At 64.9% G+C, this 24,994-nt stretch carries 25 protein-coding genes and 1 pseudogene; 12 read left to right on the top strand and 14 right to left on the bottom strand.

Annotated features, from left to right (window positions below):
• Positions 1-20: 20 nt before the first annotated feature.
• Positions 21-969, top strand: a pseudogene (locus QQK95_RS06295) (alpha/beta hydrolase).
• Here QQK95_RS06295 and QQK95_RS06290 read toward each other — a convergent pair.
• The gene (locus QQK95_RS06290; RefSeq protein ID WP_284269944.1) at positions 957-1,991 is read right to left on the bottom strand and encodes a LacI family DNA-binding transcriptional regulator; all 1,035 of its coding nucleotides are present in this window, start codon (positions 1,989-1,991) and stop codon (positions 957-959) included. The pseudogene QQK95_RS06295 and the gene QQK95_RS06290 sit on opposite strands and share 13 nt — an antisense overlap.
• A gap of 259 nt (positions 1,992-2,250) precedes the next feature.
• On the opposite strand from QQK95_RS06290, the gene QQK95_RS06285 reads away from it, so the two are divergent.
• Both QQK95_RS06285 and QQK95_RS06280 read left to right on the top strand, forming a co-directional pair.
• Positions 2,251-3,204, top strand: coding sequence for a tagatose kinase (locus QQK95_RS06285; RefSeq protein WP_284269943.1), 954 nt, complete (start codon positions 2,251-2,253; stop codon positions 3,202-3,204).
• On the top strand, positions 3,201-4,484 hold the full coding sequence (locus QQK95_RS06280) for a D-tagatose-bisphosphate aldolase, class II, non-catalytic subunit (RefSeq protein ID WP_284269942.1): 1,284 nt from the start codon (positions 3,201-3,203) through the stop codon (positions 4,482-4,484). Before QQK95_RS06285 ends, QQK95_RS06280 begins: the two co-directional genes overlap by 4 nt.
• A gap of 103 nt (positions 4,485-4,587) precedes the next feature.
• Here the strand turns inward: QQK95_RS06280 and QQK95_RS06275 are convergent, their stop codons facing one another.
• Genes QQK95_RS06275 through QQK95_RS06245 form a run of 7 tightly spaced genes read right to left on the bottom strand, consistent with a single transcriptional unit; the run spans position 4,588 to position 10,901 of the window.
• On the bottom strand, positions 4,588-5,379 hold the full coding sequence (locus QQK95_RS06275; protein ID WP_284269941.1) for an SIS domain-containing protein: 792 nt from the start codon (positions 5,377-5,379) through the stop codon (positions 4,588-4,590).
• Between the two features lie 36 nt (positions 5,380-5,415).
• Complete coding sequence (locus QQK95_RS06270; protein ID WP_284269940.1) at positions 5,416-6,186, bottom strand: GntR family transcriptional regulator; 771 nt, start codon at positions 6,184-6,186, stop codon at positions 5,416-5,418.
• Positions 6,183-7,058 (bottom strand): ROK family protein, encoded by an 876-nt coding sequence (locus QQK95_RS06265; RefSeq protein WP_284269939.1) that lies wholly within the window; start codon positions 7,056-7,058, stop codon positions 6,183-6,185. Before QQK95_RS06265 ends, QQK95_RS06270 begins: the two co-directional genes overlap by 4 nt.
• The gene (locus QQK95_RS06260; RefSeq protein WP_284269937.1) at positions 7,055-7,795 is read right to left on the bottom strand and encodes a PIG-L deacetylase family protein; all 741 of its coding nucleotides are present in this window, start codon (positions 7,793-7,795) and stop codon (positions 7,055-7,057) included. Before QQK95_RS06260 ends, QQK95_RS06265 begins: the two co-directional genes overlap by 4 nt.
• Positions 7,792-8,649 carry a carbohydrate ABC transporter permease gene (locus QQK95_RS06255; RefSeq protein WP_284269936.1) on the bottom strand — a complete coding sequence of 286 codons (858 nt, stop codon included), beginning with the start codon at positions 8,647-8,649 and terminating at the stop codon, positions 7,792-7,794. The genes QQK95_RS06260 and QQK95_RS06255 overlap by 4 nt, the downstream gene beginning before the upstream one ends.
• Positions 8,646-9,578 carry a carbohydrate ABC transporter permease gene (locus tag QQK95_RS06250; protein ID WP_284269934.1) on the bottom strand — a complete coding sequence of 311 codons (933 nt, stop codon included), beginning with the start codon at positions 9,576-9,578 and terminating at the stop codon, positions 8,646-8,648. Before QQK95_RS06250 ends, QQK95_RS06255 begins: the two co-directional genes overlap by 4 nt.
• A gap of 51 nt (positions 9,579-9,629) precedes the next feature.
• On the bottom strand, positions 9,630-10,901 hold the full coding sequence (locus QQK95_RS06245; protein ID WP_284269933.1) for an extracellular solute-binding protein: 1,272 nt from the start codon (positions 10,899-10,901) through the stop codon (positions 9,630-9,632).
• 325 nt (positions 10,902-11,226) lie between these two features.
• Here QQK95_RS06245 and QQK95_RS06240 point away from each other — a divergent pair, with 325 nt between their 5' ends.
• From QQK95_RS06240 to QQK95_RS06230, 3 genes are read left to right on the top strand one after another with little or no spacing between them, the layout of a single operon-like run.
• Positions 11,227-12,519 (top strand): ABC transporter substrate-binding protein, encoded by a 1,293-nt coding sequence (locus QQK95_RS06240; RefSeq protein ID WP_284269932.1) that lies wholly within the window; start codon positions 11,227-11,229, stop codon positions 12,517-12,519.
• Positions 12,519-13,409 carry a carbohydrate ABC transporter permease gene (locus QQK95_RS06235; RefSeq protein ID WP_284269930.1) on the top strand — a complete coding sequence of 297 codons (891 nt, stop codon included), beginning with the start codon at positions 12,519-12,521 and terminating at the stop codon, positions 13,407-13,409. The genes QQK95_RS06240 and QQK95_RS06235 overlap by 1 nt, the downstream gene beginning before the upstream one ends.
• Positions 13,406-14,269, top strand: coding sequence for a carbohydrate ABC transporter permease (locus QQK95_RS06230; RefSeq protein WP_284269928.1), 864 nt, complete (start codon positions 13,406-13,408; stop codon positions 14,267-14,269). Before QQK95_RS06235 ends, QQK95_RS06230 begins: the two co-directional genes overlap by 4 nt.
• A gap of 5 nt (positions 14,270-14,274) precedes the next feature.
• Here QQK95_RS06230 and pobA read toward each other — a convergent pair whose 3' ends face one another.
• The 6 genes from pobA to pcaD are packed head-to-tail and all read right to left on the bottom strand — an operon-like array spanning position 14,275 to position 19,076.
• Positions 14,275-15,447, bottom strand: coding sequence for a 4-hydroxybenzoate 3-monooxygenase (gene pobA / locus QQK95_RS06225; protein ID WP_284269927.1), 1,173 nt, complete (start codon positions 15,445-15,447; stop codon positions 14,275-14,277).
• Entirely contained in the window at positions 15,447-16,499 is a 1,053-nt protein-coding gene (locus QQK95_RS06220) for a 3-carboxy-cis,cis-muconate cycloisomerase (RefSeq protein WP_284269926.1), read from the bottom strand. The genes pobA and QQK95_RS06220 overlap by 1 nt, the downstream gene beginning before the upstream one ends.
• 8 nt (positions 16,500-16,507) lie before the next feature.
• Positions 16,508-17,122 carry a protocatechuate 3,4-dioxygenase subunit alpha gene (gene pcaG / locus QQK95_RS06215; protein WP_284269925.1) on the bottom strand — a complete coding sequence of 205 codons (615 nt, stop codon included), beginning with the start codon at positions 17,120-17,122 and terminating at the stop codon, positions 16,508-16,510.
• Entirely contained in the window at positions 17,122-17,877 is a 756-nt protein-coding gene (gene pcaH / locus QQK95_RS06210) for a protocatechuate 3,4-dioxygenase subunit beta (RefSeq protein ID WP_284269924.1), read from the bottom strand. Before pcaH ends, pcaG begins: the two co-directional genes overlap by 1 nt.
• Positions 17,867-18,274, bottom strand: coding sequence for a 4-carboxymuconolactone decarboxylase (gene pcaC, locus QQK95_RS06205; protein ID WP_284269923.1), 408 nt, complete (start codon positions 18,272-18,274; stop codon positions 17,867-17,869). Before pcaC ends, pcaH begins: the two co-directional genes overlap by 11 nt.
• Positions 18,267-19,076 carry a 3-oxoadipate enol-lactonase gene (gene pcaD / locus QQK95_RS06200; protein WP_284269922.1) on the bottom strand — a complete coding sequence of 270 codons (810 nt, stop codon included), beginning with the start codon at positions 19,074-19,076 and terminating at the stop codon, positions 18,267-18,269. The genes pcaC and pcaD overlap by 8 nt, the downstream gene beginning before the upstream one ends.
• A gap of 93 nt (positions 19,077-19,169) precedes the next feature.
• Here pcaD and pcaQ point away from each other — a divergent pair, with 93 nt between their 5' ends.
• From pcaQ to QQK95_RS06170, 6 genes are all read left to right on the top strand, one after another.
• Positions 19,170-20,087, top strand: coding sequence for a pca operon transcription factor PcaQ (pcaQ, locus tag QQK95_RS06195; protein ID WP_284269921.1), 918 nt, complete (start codon positions 19,170-19,172; stop codon positions 20,085-20,087).
• Positions 20,088-20,229: 142 nt separating this feature from the next.
• Positions 20,230-21,546, top strand: a complete 1,317-nt coding sequence (locus QQK95_RS06190) for an ABC transporter substrate-binding protein (protein ID WP_284269920.1) — start codon at positions 20,230-20,232, stop codon at positions 21,544-21,546.
• 21 nt (positions 21,547-21,567) lie between these two features.
• Positions 21,568-22,311, top strand: a complete 744-nt coding sequence (locus QQK95_RS06185; protein WP_284270555.1) for an ABC transporter ATP-binding protein — start codon at positions 21,568-21,570, stop codon at positions 22,309-22,311.
• Positions 22,308-23,036 carry an ABC transporter ATP-binding protein gene (locus QQK95_RS06180; protein WP_284269919.1) on the top strand — a complete coding sequence of 243 codons (729 nt, stop codon included), beginning with the start codon at positions 22,308-22,310 and terminating at the stop codon, positions 23,034-23,036. Before QQK95_RS06185 ends, QQK95_RS06180 begins: the two co-directional genes overlap by 4 nt.
• Positions 23,033-23,929 (top strand): branched-chain amino acid ABC transporter permease, encoded by an 897-nt coding sequence (locus QQK95_RS06175; RefSeq protein ID WP_284269918.1) that lies wholly within the window; start codon positions 23,033-23,035, stop codon positions 23,927-23,929. Before QQK95_RS06180 ends, QQK95_RS06175 begins: the two co-directional genes overlap by 4 nt.
• Positions 23,926-24,993, top strand: coding sequence for a branched-chain amino acid ABC transporter permease (locus tag QQK95_RS06170; protein ID WP_284269917.1), 1,068 nt, complete (start codon positions 23,926-23,928; stop codon positions 24,991-24,993). The genes QQK95_RS06175 and QQK95_RS06170 overlap by 4 nt, the downstream gene beginning before the upstream one ends.
• Position 24,994: the final 1 nt, after the last annotated feature.

The raw sequence follows: 24,994 nt of genomic DNA, 5'->3' as shown, positions 1-24,994 counted from the left end.
CGGCCATGATGGAGATGGCGATGACGCTCGACCCTGATGCTTTGCGCGCCCTTGAAATCGGCCGTGCGGCCGATGGCGAGCCATTCGAAAACGGCAGCGTGGCGGCGGCGCGGGCCGCCTACAACGCTTCGTTCCCGACACAGCAGGGCGAACACGAGCCGGTTGCGGACCTTGCAGCAAGAGATCGACGGGCTGAACGGCCCGGTCACGCTCCGCGTCCATCGCGGCATCGGCGCGCCGCGCACCGGGGCGCGCGCGGTGCTCTATCTGCATGGCGGCGGCTGGGTCGTCGGCAATCTCTCCTCGCATGACGAGATCTGCCGATGGCTGGCCAATCTGGGCAATGCCGTCGTGGTCTGCCCCGATTACCGGCTGGCGCCGGAGCACAAATTCCCCGCCGGGCTCGAGGATTGCATGGCGGCGCTCCGCTTCATGGCTGAGAATGCCGGCGAACTGGGCATCGACCCGGCCCGCACCAGCGTCGCCGGCGACAGCGCCGGCGGCAACCTTGCCGCCGTTCTGGCGTTGCTTGCCCGTGACGGGCTGGTACCCCGGCTTGCCGCGCAGATCCTGATCTACCCAAACACCGATGCCCGCCAGACGGCGGACAGCTACCGGCGTTTCGGCGACGGCTTCGGGCTCACCGCCGCCACCATGGCCTGGTTCCGCGACCACTATGTGCGGACGCCGGACGACATTATGGACTGGCGCGTCTCGCCGCTGCTGTCATCAAGCCTTGCCGGCGCGGCACCTGCATTCGTCGTGATCGCCGGCCATGACATTCTTGCCGACGAAGGTGCGGCCTATGCCGAGCGCCTGCGTGCCGAAGGCGTGCCGCTGGTCCTGCGGCCCTGGCCGGGCCAGATCCACGGCGTCGTCTCGATGGGACGCCATATACTGGCGGCGCGGCAAGCGGTGAGCGAGGCGGCGGCCTGGCTGCAATTGCAGACGCGTGTTCAGGCCGACTGACGCATCACCAGCGTCGCGCCGAGCTTGACGTTGCGCGCCAGACCCTGGCTGGGTGAATCGGCCTCATCCAGCAAGGCCAGCAGGATCTCGACGCTGCGGCCGGCCATGGCGGCGAAATCCTGCGCCATCGTGGTCAGCGCCGGGCAGGTGTAGCGGCTCAGCGGATGATCGTCATGGGCGGCGACCCGGAAATCGCAATCGGCCCTGCGGCCGATCTTCAGCCCGCGTGAGAAGGCCGCCGCCATGACGCCGAACGCGAGACGGTCGTTGGCGCACAGCAGCGTGCGCGCCGGCAGGCCGCCTGTCTCGAGCGTCCTGTCCATCCATTCATGGCCGATGCGCTCAAAATCCCAGCTGTAATCGCCCGCTGCCTTGAGCACGACGGGTTCCAGGCCGGCGGCCCGCATCGTGTCGATATAGCTCTGCAGGCGCTCGCCGGAATTGTGGTTCACGTGCGGAATGTCGACATAGGCAGGCGGTTCGCCGGACCGGCAGAGATAGTCGACGATGGTCGACGTGCTCTGGTGGTTGTCGTTGCCGACGAAAGGCGTATCGCCCTCGATATAGGTATCGAAATAGACGATCGGAATGTCCTCGCTCATCCGCTCGAAGACACCGGGTTCGGAGACCAACCCCAGCGGAGCGATGATGGCGCCGGCGACCTTCAGCGACATCAACGTCCTGACCGATTCGGCCTCCAGCTTCGGCGACCCATGCGAGGAGATGACGATCGGCCAGAAACCTTCGTCGCGGCAGCGCAACTCGATGCGACTGACCATCTCGGCGTAGAACGGATCGGTGAGCGCCGGCACGACGATGCCGACATTGCGGGTGCGCTTGCGGTTGAGATTGCGCGCGAAAACGTTCGGCTGATAGTCCGAGGATCGCAGCGCCGCCTCGATGCGCGCCCGCGTCGCCGGCTTAACACTGGCCGGATCGTCGAAATACTTCGACAGGGTCGGTCGCGACACGCCGGACGCCCTAGCGAAATCATCCATCGTGCGGTGGGTCTTCTCCGCCATCGATATGTCCAGCCCCTTTGCCCGCGCCCGCCAACCTTCCCGGTCGGGCCAGAATCAGTCTTGCGGCCGTTGCCGTGAGGCAGCATTGCTTGACCGAATTTGTTCAGTCAAATTTCTTGCGTTTCCAGTACAACGCAAAAGAGTTGCGCGCGTCAAATTATTTATTGACGCTCCAAAAGCCGCGACTTAGGTTTTGAAGCGGCATGTCATGGAAGGGCGCTCGGCAACCGGCCGCCAACCATCCGGCAATGGTGAGGATATGAAGAAACTGGTTTGCGCCGGCGAGATCCTGGTCGAGATCATGGCCGAGCGGATCGGCCAGAGTTTCCTTGCCCCCGGCCCGCTGGTCGGCCCGTTTCCGTCAGGCGCGCCGGCGATCTTCATCGACCAGGCGGCGCGGCTCGGCCAGCCGGCTGGCCTGATCGCGGCCGTCGGCGACGACGATTTCGGCCGTTTGAACATCGAGCGCCTGCGCGCCGACGGCGCCGACATCTCGGCCATCAAGGTCCACCGGGGCGCCGCGACGGGCTCGGCCTTCGTCACCTACGAGACCGATGGCAGCCGGCATTTCGTCTACAACATCAAGCACAGTGCCGCCGGCCTGATCGAGATCGGCGCCGAGGCGCGCACGCTGCTGGCCAGCGCCGACCATTTCCATGTCATGGGCACCTCGCTGTTCTCGCCAGAGGTGATCGAGGTGGCGCGCGCCGGGATCGAAGCGGTCAAGGCGCGCGGCGGCACGGTTTCCTTCGACCCCAACATCCGCAAGGAGATGCTCGATCTGCCGGGCATGCGCGACGCGCTGCATTTCGTGCTGTCGAAGACCGATGTCTTCCTGCCGAGCGGGCCGGAACTGTTCATCTTCGCCAAGGCGGCCGACGAAGAGAGAGCGGTGCGTGAAATGCTGGACCACGGTATCTCCGCCGTGGTCATCAAGAAAGGCGCGCAAGGTGCCGTTCACTACGACAAGACTGGACGCACCGCGTCACCCGGCTTCGTCGTCGACGAAATCGATCCGACCGGCGCCGGCGACTGTTTTGCGGCGGCCTTCGTCTCCTTCTGGCTGCGCGGAGAAACGCCGGAAAAGGCGCTGCGCATTGCCAATGGCTGCGGCGCGCTGGCGGTGACGAAGAAGGGACCGATGGAGGGCATCGCCTCGCTTGCCACGGTCGAGGCCTTCGTCGCGACCGCGCGGACCGGGACGCCGATATGAGCCAGGCGACGGACAGGCTGGCTGCCATCGCGGCGCGTCGTGCGGCCGGCGAACGCTGCGGCATCGCCTCGATCTGCTCTGCCCATCCGCTGGTCATCGAAGCAGCACTGCGCCACGGCAAGGCGCGCGAAACCGACGTGCTGATCGAGGCCACCTGCAACCAGGTGAACCACGAAGGCGGCTATACCGGCATGACACCGGCGGATTTCCGCCGCTTCGTCGAGACGATCGCCGGCAAGGTCGGCTTTTCCCTCGACAGGCTGGTGCTCGGCGGCGACCATCTCGGCCCCAATCCATGGAAGCACCTGCCGGCGCCCGAGGCGATGGCCAGGGCTTCGCGCATGGTCGACGCCTATGCCGAGGCCGGCTTCACCAAGGTCCACCTCGACGCCAGCATGGGCTGCGCCGGCGAAGGCGCCGCACCGCCCGATGCAACGATCGCCGCGCGCGCCGCCGAACTGGCCGAGGTGGCGGAGGCCGCCGTTGAACGAGTGGGCGGCACCAAGCCTGTCTACGTCATCGGCACCGAAGTGCCCGTGCCGGGCGGCGCCCTGGAAGCGATGGACCATCTGGCGGTGACGACGCCCGAGGCGGCACGAGAGACAGTGCGTATCCACCGCGATGCCTTCAGCCGGCGAGGTCTCGACCGGGCCTTTTCGCGCACGCTCGGCGTCGTCGTGCAGCCGGGCGTCGAATTCGGCAATGCCGAAGTGATCACCTACCAACCGGACCGCGCGCAGGCGTTGGCCGGCACGTTGCGCGATCTGCCGCAATTCGTCTTCGAGGCGCATTCGACCGACTATCAGCCGGCCTCGGCCCTGACCGCGTTGGTCGATGATGGCTTCGCCATCCTCAAGGTCGGGCCGTGGCTGACCTTCGCGCTGCGCGAAGCATTATATGGCCTGAGCCATATCGCCGACATTCTGGCTCCCGACCCGGCGCGCGAAGGCCTGCCGGCGGCGATGGAGCGCGTCATGCTGGCGGCGCCGGGCAATTGGAAGAACTACTATCACGGCTCGGAGGCTGAACAGCGCATCGAACGCCATTTCTCCTACAGCGACCGCATCCGCTATTACTGGCCGGCGCCGGCAGCCCAGCACGCCACCGACGCGCTGTTGCAGGCGCTTGGCGACCGCGACATCCCCCTGCCCCTCATCAGTCAGTATCTCGGCCGCCTCGACGGCGCTGTGGCGAACGGGTCGGTCGCGCCAAAAGCCGGGGCATTGCTGATCGCCAGCGTGGCGAAAGTTCTCGACATCTACGCCAGCGCAACCAGCTGATCGCCGGTTACGGCTTCGTCAGCAAGACCAGCGCCCAGTCGTTAGACGGGCTGCCTGATCGCGGTGCGCATCGGGGAGGCATTGCCTCCCCGATCTCGGGATATCATTCGCCGCGCATCGTCGCCTGGAAGGTCGGCAGGTGCTTCTTCTGCGCTTCCAGCATGCGTTCGCGGTAGACGCCATAGATGACGTCGGTGTCGTGCAGCGTCACGCCTGATATCGTCGGCGAGGCAAAGACCGGCAGTTCGATGCCGCGCCTGGCGAGCTGCTCGGCGGTGCGTGCGATCAGTTCGTGCGCCAGGATCATGGCGAGCACCGTCGACGAGCCCGACACAGGACGGCTCCAGCCTTCGATCGGCACGATGGCGTCCTCGATCGGCGAACACGTGTCGATAACGAGGTCCGCCGCATCGGCCAGCCGCTTGCCGGAGGAGTGCGTCGCAGGCTTGTCGAGATTGTTCTTGCTGGTCACCGCGACGACGAAGATGCCGCGTTTTTTCGCATAGAGCGCGGTGTCGATGCCGGAGGAATTGCGACCGCTATGGCCGAAGATGATGATCGAATCGCCCTTGTTGAGCGGCTGGTGGTCGAGGAATTTCTCGGCGTATTTCTCCGTCCGCTCCAGCCACAAAAGCTCGCGCACACCGCCCGCGCCGAGCACGTTGTGCCACATGACACGCGGGTCGGTCAGCGGGTTGAAGCCGACATAACTGCCATAGCGCGGGAACACTTCCTGAACCGGCAGCACCGAATGGCCCGAACCGTAGAGATGGACCAGCCCGCCGCCTTCGAGCGAGTCGGCAAAGCGGCTGGCGGCCTGGCCAAAGGCCTCTTCATTGGCTTTTGCCGCCTGGTCGATAAGGGCGGTGAGACGGTGAATGTAGAGATCGGACACTTGGGTACTCCTGTTGATATCTAGGCTTGGAAAGGATCAGCTTCTGGGGGTTGACGGGACGCGGCCGGCGCGCAGCGTCGAACGGATTTCGTAGCGGTCGCCCCGCATGATCGAGACGGTGAATTCGAACGGGCCGCGCTCATCTGTGGTGATGCGCTCGACGACGAAAGCGGGGCTGCCGGCCGGAAGATCGAGCAGTTCGGCATCCGCCGCGCCGACGGCACCGACGCGGTAGTTCTCCCGCGCGGCCACCGGCACGATGCCGTAGTGGCGCTCCAGCGCCTCGTAGAGCGATCCCTGCAGCAGGCCAGCGTCGAGGAAGCCCGGCACGCGCACGGCCGACAGCTGTGCCGTCTGTATGCCGATCGGCTCATTGTTGCCGAGCCGCAGGCGCCGGATGCGCACCACCGGATCGCCCTCCTCGATCTCCAGCGCGCCGGCGGCGGCGGCATTGGCCGTGGTCAGGCTGCAATCGAGCAGGCGCGAGCCGGCGACCACGCCCATATTACCCATCTCCTGGGTGAAGCTGGTCAGCTCGCGGGTGCCAGCGACCAGCGTGGTCGAGCGCACGAAGGTGCCGCGGCCATGTTCGCGTCGCAGCAGCCCGGCCTCCTCGAGATTGCGCAGGGCATGGCGCAAGGTGATGCGGCTCACGCCGAACAGCGCGCACAGCCTTTCTTCGGCCGGAATCTGGTCGCCCGTTGCCCATTCGCCGCTCTTGACGATGGCGCGGATCGCCTCCTCCACCTGATACCAGAGCGGCTCCGGCCGTCTGCGGTCCGGCTGCTGAAAGCTCGCTTCGCTCATCGCACCTGCCTCCACCCTTCCCCCACACGGCCGGCCAGCGCCGCACCTATAAGTCCCGCACCCGGGCCGAACTGGCCGGCCTGGATCTCGATGCCGCGCAAATGCGAGGGCAATTGACGGCGCAGCGCCGCGAGCATCGGCGGGCGCATCACGTCCAGCGCCTCGGCCAGCCCGCCTGAAATCAGCACCACCTGCGGATCGAGCAGCGCCACCGCGCCGGCAAGCGCCGTGCCGAGCTGGCGTGCCGGCACTTCAAGCAAGGTCCGCGCAGCGAGCTCGCCGGCCCGGGCAGCGGCGATCAGCTGACGGCTGTCGGCGAGCCCGATCTGACCGGCAAGCACGTCAAGCGCCCTGCCCGAGGCCACGCGCTCCAGCCAGCCGCTGCGCTCCGCACCATGGTCCTTGATGTCGGCGCAGGCCCAGCCGAAGGAGCAGGCGCCACCATGCGCGCCGGCAACGATACGGCCATTGGCCAGCACCGCCGAGCCGATACCGGTGCCGATGGCCAGCAGGATCGCGTCCGAGATGCCTTTCGCGCTGCCTTCGACAGCCTCCGCCAGCAGCGCGATCTGCGCGTCATTGCCAAGCGCGATGCGCAGGTTTGGAAAGAGGGCCTTGAGGTCAACGCCGTCGAGGAATGGCAGGTTGGGAATCCAGCGGCAGGCCGAACCCTCGACCAGCCCCGGCACGGCGATGCCGAGCGCCTCGACCGAGCCGGCTTCCGCGCACAGTGCGTTGATGCGAGCGACAAGAGCATCGAGGCTTGCCGGTGCCGGCTCACGGCTCAGCACCTTCAACGCGCTGATGTCGCCGGTAGAGATGGCGGCACGCAGATTGGTGCCGCCGAGATCGATGGCGAGAACCCGCGTCATCGGCTCGCCTCTTTGCCGAACGGTGGCGAGAACAGTCCGCTGCCGGCATTCCAGGAATGCGACGCCGCGGCGAAAGCCTGGGCATGGCGCGTGCCGCGCAGGCAGCCGCGCAGCCGGTAGAGCGCGCTGTAATAGTCGACATAGGGAAAGCTGCTCAAGCCCCGCGCCAGCTCATATTCCTTGACCGCCTCGGTCCAGGCTTCGAAGCCGTCGCTGACGTCGACAAGATGCTCCGGGCGGAAACCGTCATCGTCCTCCCAGTTCTCGCCGAACAGCAGCAGTTGCGGCGTGTGCGCCGCGTGATCGCTGGCAATGGTCGGCAAGGCGGCGAAGAAGACGCCGGTCTGCGTCAGATGCGCGGCGGCGCGATGGTCCTTGTGCCAGCTGCCTTGCCAATGGGTGATGACGATCTCGGGCTTCAGCTCGCGAATGACGTCGCATACTTCCAGCGCCGTCTCGTCGTTGGAAGGCAGGAAAGCATCGCGCAGGCCAAGGCTGCGCGAGGTGACGCCCAGCCGCGCGGCTGCCCTGCCCGCTTCCTCTTCCTTCTGCGCGCAATAGTGCTGAGGGATGAGGCAGGGGTGCCCCTGTTCACCCATGGTCAGGTGCAGGAACGTTACCGCGGCCCCGCGCTTGACGGCGGCAGCCGCCAGCGGCCCGGCAATCACCTCGGCATCGAAGGCATGCGCGCCGATCACCAGGATGGAGCTTGCGGCGTAGATCCTGTCCTCGATCATTTCATGCCTCCCCCGGCGCCGACGCCTTCGCGAATCTGGCGCGCCAGCAGACAATACATGATCAGGATGGGCGCCATGGAGATCGCCAGCGAGGCGAACACCAGGCCCCAATCGGTGCGGAACTGGCCGACGAAGACGCTGATCGCCAGCGGCACGGTCTTGTAGCGATCGTCGAAGATGAAGATCAGCGGGAAGAAGAAATCGTTCCACACGGCGATTGCCGTGAAGATGGCGACGATCGACACCGCCGGCTTCACCGTCGGCAGGATGATCTGGAACAGGATACGGACCTCGCCGGCGCCGTCCATGCGCGCCGCCTCGTCGAGTTCGGAGGGCAGTACGCGCATGAAATTGGCGAAGATGAAGACGGCGAAGGGAATGCGGATCGCCGCATAGACGAGGATCAGCCCGGTGAGCGAATCCAGGAGGCCGAGATTACGCATCAGCGTGAACAGTTCGACCGAGGCGAGCCTGATCGGCAGCATGATGCCGGACAGGAACAGGCCGAGCATGACAGCATTCCAGCCGAGCCGATAGCGGCTGAGCGGATAGGCGGCCATCGCCGAGACGACGATTGTGAGGATCACCGCACCGCCGGTGACGATCAGGCTGTTGATGAAATTATGGCCGAGATCGGCGCGCGTCCAGGCGTTGACGAAATTGTCGAGAGCCCAGCTCTGCGGCAGGCCAAGCCGGTTGTCGTAGATCTCGGCCGTGGTCTTGAAGCAGGAGACGACCAGAATGTAGAGCGGCAACAGGACGGCCGCCGTCCACACGGCGAGCACCGTCCATCCAGGCAGCCGCGCCAGCTGCCTCGAGATCGCCGGGGCGCCTGAAATCGCCAGTGCGCTCATAGCTGCACCGTGCGGCGGTCGAAGAAACGCAGCATCAACAGCGTGCCGATGCTGAGGATCAGGAACAGCAGGGTGCCGAGTGCCAAAGCGAGACCGATATCGGTGATGCCGACGGCCCCCTCCGCGCCGAAGGCCAGCCGGTAGAAATAGGTCACCAGCGTGTCGGTCGAATAGCTCGGATTGCCCTGCACGCCCTGCATGACATAGACGATGTCGAACTGGTTGAAGGTGTTGATGAAGGACAGCGTCGTCAGCGTGCCCAGCGCCGGCATCAGCAGCGGCAGCGCGATCGAGAACAGCATGCGCGCATTGCCGGCGCCGTCGAGCTTCGCCGCCTCGAAGATCTGGCCGGAAATTTGTCTCAGACCCGCCGTGTAGATCAGCACCGGCAGGCCCATCCAGTTCCAGGCGTCGACGGCGATCAGCATGGCGAGCGCGGTATGGCTGTTGCCGAGCACGGTGAGGCTGCCCTGGTGGAGGCCAAGCCCATTCAGCGCCCATTCGACGACGCCGCCCGGCGCCAACAGCAGCCGCCACAGCGCGCCGACGATGACCGGGCTCAGCACAGCCGGGAAGAAAAAGACCGACTGGAAGAAGGCAGCCCCTTTGTCGCGCAGGAACAGCAACCAGGCGAACAAAAGGCCGATGCCGTTCTGGAAGACCATGATGCCGAAGAACCAGGCGGTGTTGTGCCAGAGCGCGCCATAGAGCCGTGCGCCGCTGGGGAAAACGAACAGCCGAGAGAAATTCGACAGGCCGGCAAATTCGACCATGCGCAGCCCCTTCCAGACGAAGAAGCTGCCCCACAGCGACATCGCCAGGGGATAGAGGACGAACAGCGCATAGACCGCCAGCGCCGGCAGGATGAACAGCACGGCCATGCGCTGCTGCGTGTGCTTCAGGCTGGTTGTGCGGCGAAGGGTAGTCATGCGCTGTTGTGTCCGGACGAGAGGCCGGCCGCAATGCGGCCGGCCGGCTCCTTACTGCTTTGGCTTGAACCAGGTGGCGACGGCGGCCTGCATGTCGGCCGCCAGTTTCTCCGGCGCGATGTTGCCTTCGACCATGTCGATGATCTCCGACTGCAACACAGAGGACGCCGTCGGTGACTGCCAGCGGAAGCCGACCAGCGTCAGATAGGGCGTCGAATTCTTCGACATCGCCATCATCTCAGCCAGGACCGGATCCTTCACCGTGACATCGGTGCGGGCCGGCGGCCAGCCGAGCTCGTCGGCAAACATCTGCGCGAATTCGGCCGAGGCCATGAAGCCCAGCACCTTGGTCGCGGCTTCCTTGTTGGCGCTTTCGGAGACGAGCCCGTAGGAGCCGTCGGAGAAGGCAGAGGTGTAGAGTTTTGCCCCGGCATCATCGGCGGGAAATGGGAAGATCGAGAATTTCAGCTTCGGGTTCTGCGCCTTGAAGCTGCCGTTCTCGAACGAGCCGCCGAGGAACATCGCCGCCTTGCCGCCGATGAATTGCTGGGTGGCGGTGGTGTAGTCGATGCCGGCGAAGCCGTCAGGGAAATAGGGTTTCAAATCGGCGAAGCGCTTCAACGCCGCGACATAGCGCGGATCCTCGAAGGTCGCCTTGCCGGTCATCATCTCGTCGTAGAAACCCGGGCCATAGACGGTCGGGCCGACGACACCGACCCCGATCTCCAGCTCCCAGGCCGAGCCGTTGGCGCCGCCGGTGGCGATCGGCGTGATGCCCGCCGCCTTCAGCTTCTCGCAGGCGGCGACGAAATCCTTGTAGGTCTTGGGGATTTCGATGCCCTGGGCGGCAAAGATCTCCTGGTTGTAGAAGACGCCCATCATCGGCACCGAATAGGGCACGCCATAAAGCTTGCCGTCGGTGCGGCCGCGCGCGCCGCCCAGCGCGGCATCCGCCATGTTCTTCAATTCGGGCACGCTGTCGTCGAGAGCATCGAGATAGCCGGCATCGACGAAAGGTTGCAATTCGCCATAGGCCTTGAGTTGGGCGATATCTGGCCCGCGGCCGCCGCGCAGGGCGGTGCTCAGCCGGTTCTGGTAGTCGGCGTCCGGCGTGAACTGGATGTCGACCTTGATGCTGGGGTTCTTGGCCTGGAAGGCATCGAAGATGCGGCGCATCGCGGCCTCGTCCTCGGTGCGCCAGCTCCAGAGCGTCACCGTGCTGTCGGCCCTCGCCGGCAAGGTGGCGAAGGCGCCGGCGCAAGCGGCGGCAAGGCCGCCAATCAGGCCAAGGGCGGCGCGCCGGTGAAGTGAAAGCATGCTCATTGCCAGTCTCCCGTTGTTTTCTTTCCTTGGCGTCCCGCGGCGCGTCGACGCCGCGGGAGAGTCGTTGGCTCGGGCAAAGTCATTATAACGACATAGCAGCGTTCGCAAGAGGTCCGGCGCGCTTCCAGGATGGCGCCGACAGGGAAGATTTGGCAGTTCCATGCGGTCAATATGCTGTTTTTAAATGATAAAACTCATCTATTCGGCAATGGGAAGAAATCTGAAACCGGTCGATACCAAGCTTTTTCGCCAACAGGCTCTTGCGCCACCGCCTGAACTTGTCATAACGTCATCGTGATCGATGGACCTGAGGGGAGGATGAGGAATGTCGTTTGCCTGGACTTCGAAACTGGCGCTGGCCGCGGGCCTGGCCATCCTGCCTGCCACCGCCTGGGCACAATCGGTCAACATCTCCTATTTGACGCACTGGTCGCCGGAGACGGTCGCGCTGCTGGAGGCGGCGGCGAAGGACTATGCCAAGACCAATCCGGACGTCAGCGTCACCGTGCGCGCCGTTCCCTTCGGCGACCTCCTGACCACGCTGCGCTCGCAAGGCGGCGGTTCGGACGGCCCGACCATCGGCGGCATCTACGATCTGTGGCTGCCCGAGCTGGCGCGCGACAAGCTGGTCGCGCCCGCCCCCGACGCGGTGGCCAGCGAGGTCAAGGCCTCATGGCCAGCGGGCATCACAAGCGCGGCCTCTGTCGGCGGCACGCTCTACGGCATCCCGAACGAGATCGACGTCTATGCGCTGAACTACAACAAGGCGCTGTTCAAGCAGGCCGGTATCGCCGCCCCACCCAAAACCTGGGACGAGTTCAAGGATGCGGCTAAGAAGCTGACCAACAAGGAGGCCGGCCAGCAAGGTTTCGGCATGATCAACAGCTGGGCGGCGGGCGTCGTCCATCCCTTCGCCTCGCTGCTGGTCTCCAATGGCGGCGAATTGGTCAAGGACGGCAAGCCGGCGCTGGACAGCCCACAGGCCACGCAGACCTTCCAGCTCTATGAGGACCTGATCAAGTCGGGCGCCAGCGTGCCGGCGATGGCGACGGCGGATGCCAACACGACGGGTCCGTTCCTCGACAATTTCGTCTCCGGTAAGACCGGCATGATCATCATGGCCAATTGGTGGGAAAGCGCGTTGAAGACCGGCATGGGCAAAAAGTTCGCGGACATCGCTACGGTACCCATCCCGGTCGGCCCGAGCGGCGACAAGCCGCATTCGATCTCCTATTCCTGGATGACGGTGGTCAATGCCAATGCCGGCGCGGCCGAGCAAAAGGCGGCATGGGATTTCCTCGCCTGGCTCAACAATCCGAAGTCCGGCAAGAACGGCGCCTCGGCCATGTCCGACATCTTGATGTCGATGGGCATCCTGCCCTCGCGCCTGTCCGACATCGACGCACACAAGAACAAGCTCGGCTCCGAATTCCTCTCAGGCTATGTCAGCGTGCTCACGGATGCCAAGCCGTTCCCGGTGGTGCCGGGCGGGCAGGAATTCTCGGAATCCCTGCAGCAGACGATCGAGGCGTTGCAGTATGGCCAGGTCTCGGCCAAGGATGCGCAGGCGACGGCACAGGCCGACGCCACATCGATCCTGGAGCGCGCCGCCAAATAATGATCCAGAGGTACCGTGCCTCGGCGGGCGTCATGCTTGCGCCCGCCGTGACGCTGATCGGCATCTTCATCCTGTTGCCGATGCTGCTCACCGTCTGGCTGTCCTTCCAGGACTGGTCGACGCAGACGCCGTTTTCCAGCGCCAGCTTCATCGGCCTCGACAATTTCCGTGAGATCTTTGGGGCCTCCTCGGTCGGGCGTGACTTCAAAGTCGCGCTCATCAACACCGCCATCTACACCGCGCTCTCCGTCATCCTCATCCTGCCGCTGTCGGTGGCCTTCGGCCTGATGGTCTACCAGCATGACGTCGCCGGCGGCACGGCGCTGCGCACGGTGCTGTTTTCAACCTACATGGTGCCGATGATCGCGGTGGCGCTGGTCTGGTCGAAGCTCTATTCCCCGAGTGAAGGACCGCTCAACCAGATGCTCGGCCTCATCGGCATCGGCCCGCAGCCTTTTCTGTCGTCGCCGGGCTCGGCGCTGGTCTCGATCGTCTTCCTCAATGTCTGGCAGCAGGTCGGTTATTTCACCGTGCTGGCAATCGCGGGCCTCACGCAGATCCCGGGCAGCCTCTACGAGGCAGCGAAGCTCGATGGCGCCAACCGCTTCGAGCAGTTCCGCTTCATCACACTGCCGCTGATGCGGCGCACGCTTTTGTTCAGTGCCGTCATCGCCATCATCAACGCCGTGCAGGTGTTCGAGCCGGTGGCGCTGATCACGCAAGGCGGGCCGGTCGGTTCGACCAATGTGCTCACCTACCACATCCGCCGCGTCGGCATCGAGCGCGCGCAGGGCGGGTTGGGTTCGGCCATGGCTGTCATGCTGATGCTGTCGCTGATCGTCGTGGTCTGCGCGCTGTTTGCTCTCGCCAACCGGAAGGATCAGGAATGAGCGGGGGATCGTCGAGCCGGCTGTCGCGCAAGCGCCCGTCCGGCCGCAAGGCGCTGCTGGCGACGCTGATGCTGCTGGTCGCCGTGGCCTCGGCCTTCCCGCTGGTGTGGATGGTGCTGTCGAGCCTCAAGACGCCTGCCGAGAGCATGCAGGTGCCGCCGGTGTGGATCCCCCATACGCCGGGCCTCGATGCCTATGAAAAGGTTTCCGGCGTGGTCAATGTCGGCCGTTCGATGTGGAATTCCCTGGTCATCGCCTCGGTCACCACCGCCGGCATCCTGATCACCAGCATGATGGCCGGCTACGCCTTCGCCAAATACCATTTCCCCGCCAAATCGCTTTTGTTTTCTGTGCTGATCGCCACCATGTTCCTGCCGCCGATCGTCACGCTGATCCCGCTCTATCGTCTGGTCGGCTCTATCGGTCTCAATGCCAGCCTGGCCGGCATCATCGTGCCCAACCTCGCCAATGCCTTCGGCATCTTCCTGATGCGCCAGTTTATCGCTGGCGTGCCCGACGACCTCATCGATGCCGCGCGCATGGACGGCGCATCGGAGCTGCTGATCCTGTTCAAGATCGTGGCGCCCAGCGTGGCGCCAGCCATTGCAGCGCTGGCACTGTTCGCCTTCGTCTATCACTGGAACAGCTATCTCTGGCCGCTGACCGTGCTGCAAGGCAATGCCGACGCCTATCCGATCGTCATCAGCCTCAGCCGCCTGCTCAGCTACAACAGGGGCGCGGTCAACACCGGCCTGGTGATGGCCGGGGCGACGCTGGCCGTGCTGCCGCCGCTCATCCTGTTCGTCCTGCTGCAGCGCTTCTTCGTCGATTCCATCGTCGGCTCGGCCATCAAGGGATAGCTGCTTCAGTACGGCAGGCCGACATAGTTTTCGGCCAGCGCGGTCGACGCCGCCTGCGAGTGCACGAGGTAGTCGAGTTCGGCTTCCTGGATGCGCTGGCCGAAGTCGCCTGTGTCGGGAAAGCGATGCAGCATGGTCGTCATCCACCAGGAAAAGCGCACCGCTTTCCACACCCTCGCCAGCGCTTTTTGCGAATAGGCCTCAATGCCAGCTTGGGACTTTCCAACGTAGAACTCGCGCAGACCGGCGAAGAGATAGCGCACGTCACTGGCGGCGAGATTGAGGCCCTTGGCACCGGTCGGCGGCACGATATGGGCGGCGTCGCCGACCAGGAACAGCCGGCCGAAGCGCATCGGCTCGGCAACGAAGGAGCGCAGCGGCGCAATCGACTTTTCGAAGGATGGCCCGGTGGTGACGCTTGCCGCCGTGCGTTCCGGCAAGCGGCGGCGCAACTCGTCCCAGAAACGGTCGTCCGACCAGGCTTCGACCCGGTCGTCCTGCGGGCACTGCACATAGTAGCGGCTGCGATGCGTCGAGCGCATCGAGCACAATGCAAACCCCCGCTCGTGATTGGCATAGACCAGTTCGTGATCGGCCGGCGGCACTTCGGCCAGTACGCCGAGCCAGCCGAACGGATACTGCCGCTCGAAGGTTTTCAGCGCAGCACTCGGCACCGATTTGCGGCTGACGCCGTGATAGCCGTCGCAGCCGGCGATGAAGTCGCAATCGATGCGATGGCTGATGCCGTCCTTGTCGTAGGTGACGAATGGTGCGGCGCCGTCGAAATCATGCAACGCGACATCTGACGCCTCGTAGACTGTGGCGAGCCCGGCCGCCTCGCGCCTGTCCATCAAATCATGCGTCACTTCGGTCTGGCCGTAGACGGTGACATGCTTGCCGCCGGTGAGCGCGGCGAGATCGATGCGGTGCAGGCGCCCGTCGAAAGCCAGCGAAATGCCGGAATGCGGCAAGCCTTCGGCATGCAGCCTTGCGGCAACACCAGCCTCTTCCAGCAATTCGACCGTGCCCTGTTCGAGCACCCCTGCCCGCACGCGGCCAAGCACATGCTCGCGGCTCGAGCGTTCCAGGATGATGGTCTCGACGCCGATGCCGGCGAGAAGCTGGCCAAGCAGCAGGCCGGAGGGTCCCGAGCCGATAATGGCGACCTGCGTGCGCATCAGTGACCGAGGCTTTCGATCTGTCCGGCCAGTTCGGCGGCGAGCCGCAGGGATGCGGCAGCGGCGACCACCATCTGCGGCAGCAGCAGCCATTCCAGCGTCCAGGCCGCACCAGAACGTTCCTGCTCATGCACCAGCGCCTGATGCATGCCGGAAAGCTGCGTGGCGTTGAAGCGGGCGAGCGCCACCAGCGCTTCGGCCTTCACCGGGTTCTGCTTGTGCGGCATGGCCGACGAGCCGCCGCCGCCGGAAAGCGCGATGTCGGTCCCGCCCTGCGCCATCAGCGCGATGTCCTGGCCGACCTTGCCGAGGCTACCGGTCAGCAGCGACAGCCAGCCGGCAAAGTCGGCGAGCCCGTCGCGCTGGCTCTGCCATTGCGGCGCATCGGCAAGGGCGAGTTTTGCGGCAAGCGTGGCGCGCACCACCGGCCCCTTCTCGCCAAGCTTTTCCAGTGTGCCGGCGGCGCCGCCGAACTGCACCACCAGCAGACGCTTCGCCTGTTCCGACAATCTTTCCTGATGCCGCTGCAGCGGCGCCCGCCAGGCTGTCACGCGATCCGCCACTCTGATCGGGATCGCCGGTTGCATGCGGGTCATGCCGACCAGCGCGCTGCCGCCGAAGCGCTCCTCGAGCGAGGTGAGGCGCAAAACGGTTTCGGTCAACAGCAGACCAAGATGGTCGACGATCGCTTTCAGCCGAAGCACAAGGCTCGTGTCGATGACATCCTGGCTGGTGGCACCGAAATGTACCTTGTCGCCATGCGCTTCGCCGACCGCCATCCTGATCTGGCGCACCAGTTCCGGCACCATGATGCCGTCCTTGGCGACGGCGGTCCGCAGCAAGGCGGTGTCCGGCCGGAATGAGTTGAGCGCCACGGCGATCGCCGCTGCAGCGTCTCTGGTGATGACCCCGTTTTCGGCCTCAGCTTCGGCCAGCGCACGCTCGAACGCCAGCGCCGCCTCGATTTCCGCCTCGACGGAAAAATGCCTCGATGTTTCCTCGTCGCCGAGGAGAGCCGAAAGCAGCGGATGGTCGAAGGGCGATACGGTCATGAGATCTCCTAGCTGTCGAAGAAGACCGTTTCCTTCTCCCCCTGGAGATGGATATCGAAGACGTAGGTGTCGCCCTGGCGCTCGGCGATCAGGGTCGGCACGCGGACGCGGTGCTCGATGCGCGCCAGGATCGGATCCATAGCATTGGCCTTTTCCTCATCGGAAAAATAGAGGCGTGTGTGCAGGCCGAGATTGATGCCGCGCGCGACGATCCACAGCGTGATATGCGGCGCCATAAGGCTTCCATCCCGGAACGGCACGCGGCCGGGCTTGATCGTCTCAAAGGCACAGACGCCGGTTTCCATGTCGGTCGGGCAGCGGCCCCAGCCGAAGAAGTTCGGATCGGCGGCGCCGCGCATCTCGGCCGGCGAATTATAGAGCCCGTCGGCGTCCGCCTGCCAGATCTCGATCAACGCGTCCTTGAGCGGCGTGCCGGTGCCGTCGAGCACCCGGATCTTGAGACCGATGCGCTCGCCCTTGGTCCTGTCGTTGACCATGGTCGAGCCGAGATCACTCGCATAGACGCCATCGATGCCGCAAAAATTCGGCGTCAGCCCGATATGGACGTAAGGTCCGGCTGTCTGCGAGGGGCTCTCCTTCAGCCTGTCGAGCGACTGGGCCATCAATTACCCTCCAGCCGGTTTTCGAACAGCGACGAGCGGCGGCCGCGCAGCACGATGTCGAACTTGTAGGCGAGCGCATCCATTGGAATGGTCGCCTGCGTGTCGAGGACGGCCGTCAGCGCCTCGATGGCCGCCTTGTCGGCGATGCCGCGCACGATCGGGCACTTCCAGATCAGAGGGTCGCCCTGGAAATACATTTGCGTGATCAGCCGCTGCGCGAAGCCATGGCCGAACACCGAGAAATGGATGTGCGCCGGGCGCCAGTCATTGGGACCGTTGGGCCACGGGTAAGGCCCGGGCTTGACGGTGCGGAAGGCATAGCCACCATCCTCCCCAGTAATGGTGCGGCCGCAGCCGCCGAAATTCGGGTCGAGCGGCGCCAGATAGCCGTCCTTCTTGTGGCGGTAGCGGCCGCCGGCATTGGCCTGCCAGAATTCGATGAGCACGCCGGGAACGCCAACGCCGCGCTCGTCGAGCACCCGCCCATGGACGATGATGCGCTCACCGATGGCGCTCTCGCCCGGCCTGGCGAAATTGTGGATCAGGTCGGCGTCGAGTTCGCCTAGCATGGCGTGGCCGAAGACCGGTCCGGCTATTTCCGAAAGCGTGTTGTCGAAGGACAAAAGCGCCTTTTGCGGCGAGCGCAGCACCGAACTCTTGTAGCCCGGCGTCAGCGCCGGCGGATGCCATGTCCGGTCGCGCTGGAAGAAGGCGCCGGTCTCGGGTCTACGGTTCGAGCCAGACTCAGAGGGCATGGTCGGCTCCGTCCATTTCCGAAAACACGTCCTTGGCTATTCTGAAGGCACGGTTGGCGGCCGGCACACCCGCATAGATGGCGACATGCAGGAACGCCTCGCAGATATCGTCGCGTGTCGCACCGGTGTTTGCGGTGGCGCGCACATGCAGGGCGACCTCCTCATCATGGCCAAGTGCCGCCAGCAGCGCCAGCGTGACGATCGAACGCTCGCGCTTGCTCAGGCCCGGCCGGGCCCACACTGTCCCCCAGGCGGCCTCGGTGATCAGTTCCTGGAAGGGTTGATCGAAATCGGTGGCGGCGACCTCGGCCCGATCGACATGCCGATCGCCGAGCACCGCGCGCCGCACCGCGAGGCCAGTGCGATATCTGGCTGCGTTGCCGGGGACTTCATCCATGGTTTTCTGCTCCAGGGGCAAGCGATGCGACAAAATCGCGGATCAGCGCGATGAGCGCTTCAGGCTGTTCGACGCAGGGAATATGTCCGGCGTCGCGGATGATCTCGAAACGCGAACCGGGGATCAGAGCGGCCAGCGAGCGCACGAGAGCGGGAGGCGTCGAGCCGTCCTGGTCACCGACGATGCAGAGCGTCGGCACCGCGATGCGGCGAGCCGCGTCGGTAAAATCGGCGTTGCGGATAGCAGTGCAAGTCCCAACGTAACCGGCGACAGCCTGCCTGGTCATCATGTTCCAATAGCCGTCCAGCTCGGCCACCCGCGCGGTGTGGAAGCTGGGAGTGAACCACACTTTGAGCACGCCATCGGCAATGGCCTGGATGCCCTTGCGTTCGACGACCGCGATGCGGGTGTTCCAGCTCTCATTCGTGCCGATCTTGTGGGCCGTGTCGCATAGGATCATGGCCTCGACGATCCCGGGGCGCCTGGCGTAGAGCCCTTGCGCGATCATGCCGCCGACCGACAGGCCGCACAACACGACCTTCTTCAAGCCGAAATGATCGATGAGCCCCGAGAGATCGTCGACATGATCGTCGATCGAGCTGATGTCGCCGATGTCGGACAGCCCGTGGCCGCGCTTGTCATAGACCAGCAAGGACATTTCGCCATCGAGGGCCGAGACGATGTCGTCCCAGATGCGGAAGTCGGTGCCCAGCGAATTGATGAATATGATCGTGCGCGCATTGCCGGTCGCCTTGAGGTGGCGATGATGCAGCGTGATGCCGCCGATGGTGACGAATGACACGATTTCGATCCTCCAACTCCACATTGCACAAGGGATTTGGTTCGGTAAAATGATATTTTGCGCCATTTCATTAACTCAGGGGTTATCCAATTCATGGCCGAGAGCCGCATCCGCTTCCGTCACCTGCAGGCATTCCTGGAAGTCGCCCGGCAAGGCAGCGTGGCCCGCGCCGCCGATTTCCTGCATGTCAGCGCGCCGGCGGTGACCAAGACGTTGCGTGAGCTGGAAGAGGCGCTCGGCGTCGCTGTCGTCGAGCGTGACGGCCGCGGCATCCGGGTTACGAGGCTTGGCGAGATCTTCCTTGGCCATGCCGGCTCCGCGATCACGGCGTTGAAGCGCGGCGTCGATTCCGTTCGCCAGGATGGCGCCGTCAACCGCCATCCGATCCGCATCGGCGCGCTGCCGACCGTGTCGGCGAAGGTCATGCCCAAGGCCATGAGCCTGTTCCTCGGGGAAAATACCGGCGCGGCGATCAAGATCGTCACCGGCGAGAACGCCGTGCTGCTCGAACAATTGCGCACCGGCGCGCTCGATCTCGTCGTCGGTCGGCTGGCGGCGCCCGAAAACATGACCGGCTTCTTCTTCGAGCATCTCTATTCCGAACAGGTGCTGTTCGTGGTGCGGGCGGGGCATCCGCTGCTGGAGCCAGGGGCGGACATCTTCGCCAGGCTCGATGAATATCCGGTGCTGATGCCGACCCGGGAATCCGTCATCCGCCCTTTTGTCGATCGCCTGTTCATCACCAATGGCATGACCGCGCCGGCGACCGAGATCGAAACCGTCTCGGATTCGTTTGGCCGCTCCTTCATGCGGCAAAGCAATGCGGTGTGGATCATTTCGGCCGGCGTGGTCGCCAACGAGATCGCCAGCGGCGCCTTCGTCGCCCTGCCGGTCGACACCGAGGAAACCAAGGGACCCGTCGGCCTGACGATGCGCACCGACACGGCGCCATCACCGGCATTCACCATTCTGCTGCAGACCATTCGCGAGGCGGCAAGGCCGGGCAGCTGAGGCGTCGGACCGTTCGGGCCTGCCTCCGTCTTCGTCGGAAATCTCCTAACCCAGAGGTTAATGAAACACCGCAAAATATCATTTTACCGAACCAAAACGCTGGTGCACTGTGCCGATGGAGGAGCCACAGAGGGAGGAACGCATGACCCATTCTATCGGCAGCAAATCCAGTATTCGTGGCGTGTCGCGACGCCAGTTCATCGCCACCTCGATCGCCGGCGGCGCCGCGCTCGCGCTCGGCGGCAGCAAGGCCTTCGCCCAGGCGGCCGGCACGCTCAAGGTCGGCTTCGTCAGCCCGCGCACCGGACCGCTGGCCGGTTTTGGCCAGACCGACGGCTATGTGCTCGACCTTGCCCGCAAGGCGCTCGCCGGCGGCCTTGAGATCGGCGGCAAGAAGTACAGCGTCGAAATCCTCGACCAGGACACGCAGTCCGATCCCTCCCGCGCCGGCCAGCTCGCCAAGGACCTGATCAACAACCAGGCCATCGACCTGATGCTGGCGGTGTCGACGCCCGAGGTGATCAACCCGGTGGCCGATGCCTGCGAGGCCGCGGGGGTGCCCTGCCTGTCGACCGTCATGCCGTGGGAGGCCTGGTATTTCGGCCGCGGCGCAAAGCCGGGTGCGCCCTCGCCGTTCAAATGGACCTATCACTTCGGCTTCGGCGTCGGCGAGTTCTTCAAGACCTACATCTCGCAGTGGAACCTGATCGAGACCAACAAGAAGGTCGGCGTCATGTATCCTAACGACGCCGACGGCAACGCCATCCGCGCCAATCTGGCACCGCTCCTGGCCAAGCAAGGCTTCACCATCGTCGATCCCGGCGCCTACGAGACCGGCACCACCGACTATTCCTCGCAGATCGCGCTGTTCAAGCAGGAAGGCGTCGAGATCTTCAATTCCTTCCCGATCCCGCCTGACTTTGCCGCCTTCTGGCGCCAGGCGGCACAGCAGGGGCTGATCAAGCAGATCAAGATCGCCCAGGTCGCCAAGACCGGCCTTTTCCCGTCCGACATCGAGGCGCTCGGCGACCTCGGCATGAAGATTTCGAGCGCCGCCTACTGGCACAAGGCCTTCCCCTACAAGTCGCCGCTGACCGGCGTTTCGGGCACCGAGCTCGCCGACGGTTATGAGGCGGCGAGCGGCAAGCAGTGGACGCAGCAGCTCGGTGCCTCGATGTCGCTGCTCGACGCCGGCTTCGAAGCGCTGAAGGCCAGCACCGACGCCAAGGACAAGTCGGCGGTGGCGAAGGCGCTGAGCACGCTGAAGACCGAGACCATGATCGGCAAGGTCGATTTTACCAGCGGCCCTGTCGCAAATGTTTCGCCTGGCCCGATCATCGGCACGCAATGGGTGGCCGCCAAGGAAGGCAGCAAATTTCCGCTCGACTATGTCGTGACCGAGAACGCCACCGATCCGAAGGTGCCTGTCGAAGCCAAGCTCCAGCCTTACAACGGCTGATGGACCGCTGACGAGGATCGCCTGGTGCCCCATCCGCAACAACAGGCTGTTCTCACCGCTGCCGGCATCCACAAGCGCTTCGGCGCGCTTGTGGTGCTGGATGCGGTCGACTTTGCCATGGCGGCCGACGAGGCAGTCGGCATTGTCGGTCCGAACGGCGCCGGCAAGACGACGCTGCTCAGCGTGCTTTCCGGCGCCTTTCCGCCAACTGCGGGCACGGTCAGCTTCAAGGGCGGTGACGTGACGTCCCTGCCGGCGACGCAGCGCTGCCGGCTTGGCCTGGTGCGCACCCACCAGGTGCCCAAACCGTTCAGCGGCATGACCACTTTCGAAAATGTCTTCGTCGCGGCCTCGCATGGCGCCGGCCTCGGCCGTGACGAGGCCTATGAGGAAGCGCTCGGCTCGCTGAAACTGTGCGGCATGCTGGGTGTTGCCAACCGCCGCGCCGAGACGCTCGGCCTGCTCGACCGCAAGCGACTGGAACTGGCGCGCGCTCTGGCGGCAAGGCCGACGCTGCTGCTGCTCGACGAAATCGGCGGCGGCCTGACCGACGGTGAAGCCGGTGAACTTGTCGGAACGATCAAGGAATTGCGGCGGCGCAAGATCGGCATCGTCTGGATCGAGCACATCGTCCATATCCTGTTGCAGGTGGCCGAACGGCTGATCTGCATGGATGCGGGAAAAATCATCGCCGACGGTGAGCCGCAAGCTGTCATGGCCGATCCGGAGGTCGTGCGCGCCTATCTCGGCGGAGGCCCGAAATGAGCCTGCTGTCGGTCGAGAACCTGGTTGTCCGCCACGGCCTCTTGCAGGCGGTGCGTGGTGTGAGCTTCACGGTCCAGCGCGGCGAGACGTTAGCGCTGGTCGGCGCCAACGGCGCCGGCAAGACGACGCTGCTCAGGGCGATCGCCGGCGCGCATCAGCCGGCGGCCGGACGGGTGCTCCTGAACGGCGCCGATCTCACCAGCGTGCCATCGCATAAACGCGTCGGCATGGGCATCGCGCTGGTGCCGGAAGGGCGAAAGCTGTTCGTGCAGATGACGGTCGAAGAAAACCTTCTGCTCGGCAAGACGGCCGGCCGGGCGGGCGATTGGAGCGTCTCCAAGGTGCTCGAAATGTTTCCCAACCTTAAGCCGCGCCGCCATGCCAAGACGGGCCACCTCTCAGGCGGCGAGCAACAGGCGACAGCGATCGGCCGCGCGCTGATGAGCAATCCGGACGTGCTTTTGCTCGACGAGGTTTCGCTTGGCCTTTCGCCGCTGATCGTCGACCGCGTCTATGCGGCGCTTCAGGGACTGATCGCTTCCGGCACGACCATCGTTCTGGTCGAGCAGGACCTCAACCGCGCGCTGTCGGTGTCCGACCGGGTGATCTGCATGCTCGAAGGGCGCGTGGCGCTTGAAGGGCCTAGCAACGCGGTTTCGCGCGACGATGTAACGAAAGCCTATTTCGGCCTGCACCGGAAAAGCCCCGGGAGCGTTCCGGCATGAGCAACCAGATCATCCAGGGCATCCTGCTTGGCGGCTATTACGCGCTGATTGCATGCGGCCTGTCCTTCATGTTCTCGGTGATGCGCATCATCAACCTCGCCCATGGCAGCCTTGCCGTGTTCGCGGCCTTTGCGCTGTGGTGGCTCGCCTCGCGGTTCCATGTCTCGCCCTTTGTCGGCCTGCTCATCGTGCTGCCGCTGATGGCGGCGATCGGCTGGGCGCTGCAGCGCTTCCTGCTCGAGCGGAGCGCGCGCGGCGGTGCGCTGCTGCCGATCCTGACCACGTTTGGGCTCGCCATCGTCATCGACAACATGCTGTTCGAGCAGTTCGGAGCCGACACGCGTTCGCTGGCGCCCTATATCGGCAGCCTGTCCTATGATTCCTGGGAATGGCCGGGCAGCATCTATGTCGGCAAGCTCGCCGTGATCATGTTCGCCACCGCCGTGATCCTGCTGGGCGGACTGCAGCTGTTCCTCACCCGCACCCGGCTTGGCCGCTCGATCCGCGCCACCTCGGAAGACCCCGATACGGCCGGCCTGGTCGGCGTCGATGCGCGTCGCGCCAATGCCATCGCCGCCGCCATCGCCATGGTCACCGTCGGCCTTGCCGGCGCGTTCCTGGGCATGCGCGCCACCTTCGATCCCTATGCCGGCGCGCCGCAACTGCTGTTTGCTTTCGAAGCCGCTGTGATCGGCGGCGCCGGTTCGTTGTGGGGAACGCTGGTCGGCGGCATCGTGCTTGCGCTTGCGCAGACGCTCGGCGCGCAAGTGCACCCGCAAGGCTTCCTGATCGGCGGCCATGCCGTGTTCCTCGTCGTGCTGTTCGTGCGGCTGTCGACATCCGGCCTCGGCCTGCGCGGCCTGCTGCGCCTGCCTTCGCGGAGCGCGTCATGAGTGCCGCCTCGACCTCGCCGATCATAGAGCGCGGCACGACGACATCGCGGATCGCGGCGATTGCGGTCGCCGTCATCATCGCGCTGCTCGCCATCGCGCCGCAGTTCCTCTCGGCGGGCGCGGTCGACCGCATGACGGCATTGTTCATCTATGTGATCCTGGCGGCGATGTGGAACGCTCTGGCCGGCTTCGGCGGCCTGGTTTCGGTCGGCCAGCAGGTGTTCTTCGGGCTCGGCGCCTATTTCGCCATCCGGCTGGCCGACACCGGCCTCAACCCTTTCGCCTCGCTTTTCGTCGCGGCGATCATTGTCGGCGTTGTCTCCTGGCCGCTGTCCCTGTTCATGTTGCGGCTGAGGAACGGCGAGTTCGCCATCGGCATGTGGGTGATCGCGGCGCTGACACATCTCCTGGTCAATCTCGACCGGCTGGTACAAGGCGAAACCGGCACGTCGCTGATCTCGCTCAACGTCTACGACGCCGGTACCAGGCGGGTAGCGATCTACTGGCTGGCGCTGGGCTCGATGACCGCCCTGCTTGCGATCCTGTTTGGCCTGCTGCGCGGCAGCACGGGGGCCGCCATCCGCGCCATCCGCGACAATGAGGATGCCGCTGCCTCCGTAGGCGTGCGCGTCACCGGCACCAAGCGGCTCCTGTTCGTGCTTGCCGCCTTCGGCATCGGTGTTGCCGGCGCTTTGTGGCTGGCGACCTCCATCACCTTCCAGCCGAAAACCTACTTCAACGTCCAGTGGACCGCCTACATGATCTTCATGGTGCTGGTCGGCGGCATCGGAACGTTCGAGGGCGCCATCCTCGGCGCGCTGGTGTTCTTCCTCATCGAGACCTGGTTCGGCGGCACAGGTGTCTGGTACCTCGTCAGCCTCGGCGCCACCGCCGTGCTGTTCTCGCTTTTCCTGCCGCGCGGCCTGTGGGGAACGATCGAGGAGCGCTTTGGCCTGCGCCTGCTGCCGGTCGGCTACCGCGTCATTCTTCCGGGACATGCTCCGGCCGATGACGGCACCGCCCCCTCGCCGGAGCAAACCCCACTTGATCAGGAGAAGGCATGAC

This window comes from Mesorhizobium huakuii, assembly GCF_030160235.1.
GTDB classification, from domain to species: domain Bacteria; phylum Pseudomonadota; class Alphaproteobacteria; order Rhizobiales; family Rhizobiaceae; genus Mesorhizobium; species Mesorhizobium huakuii.
Note: the sequence above shows the minus strand (reverse complement) of the source record. Positions and strands in the feature narration are given on the sequence as shown.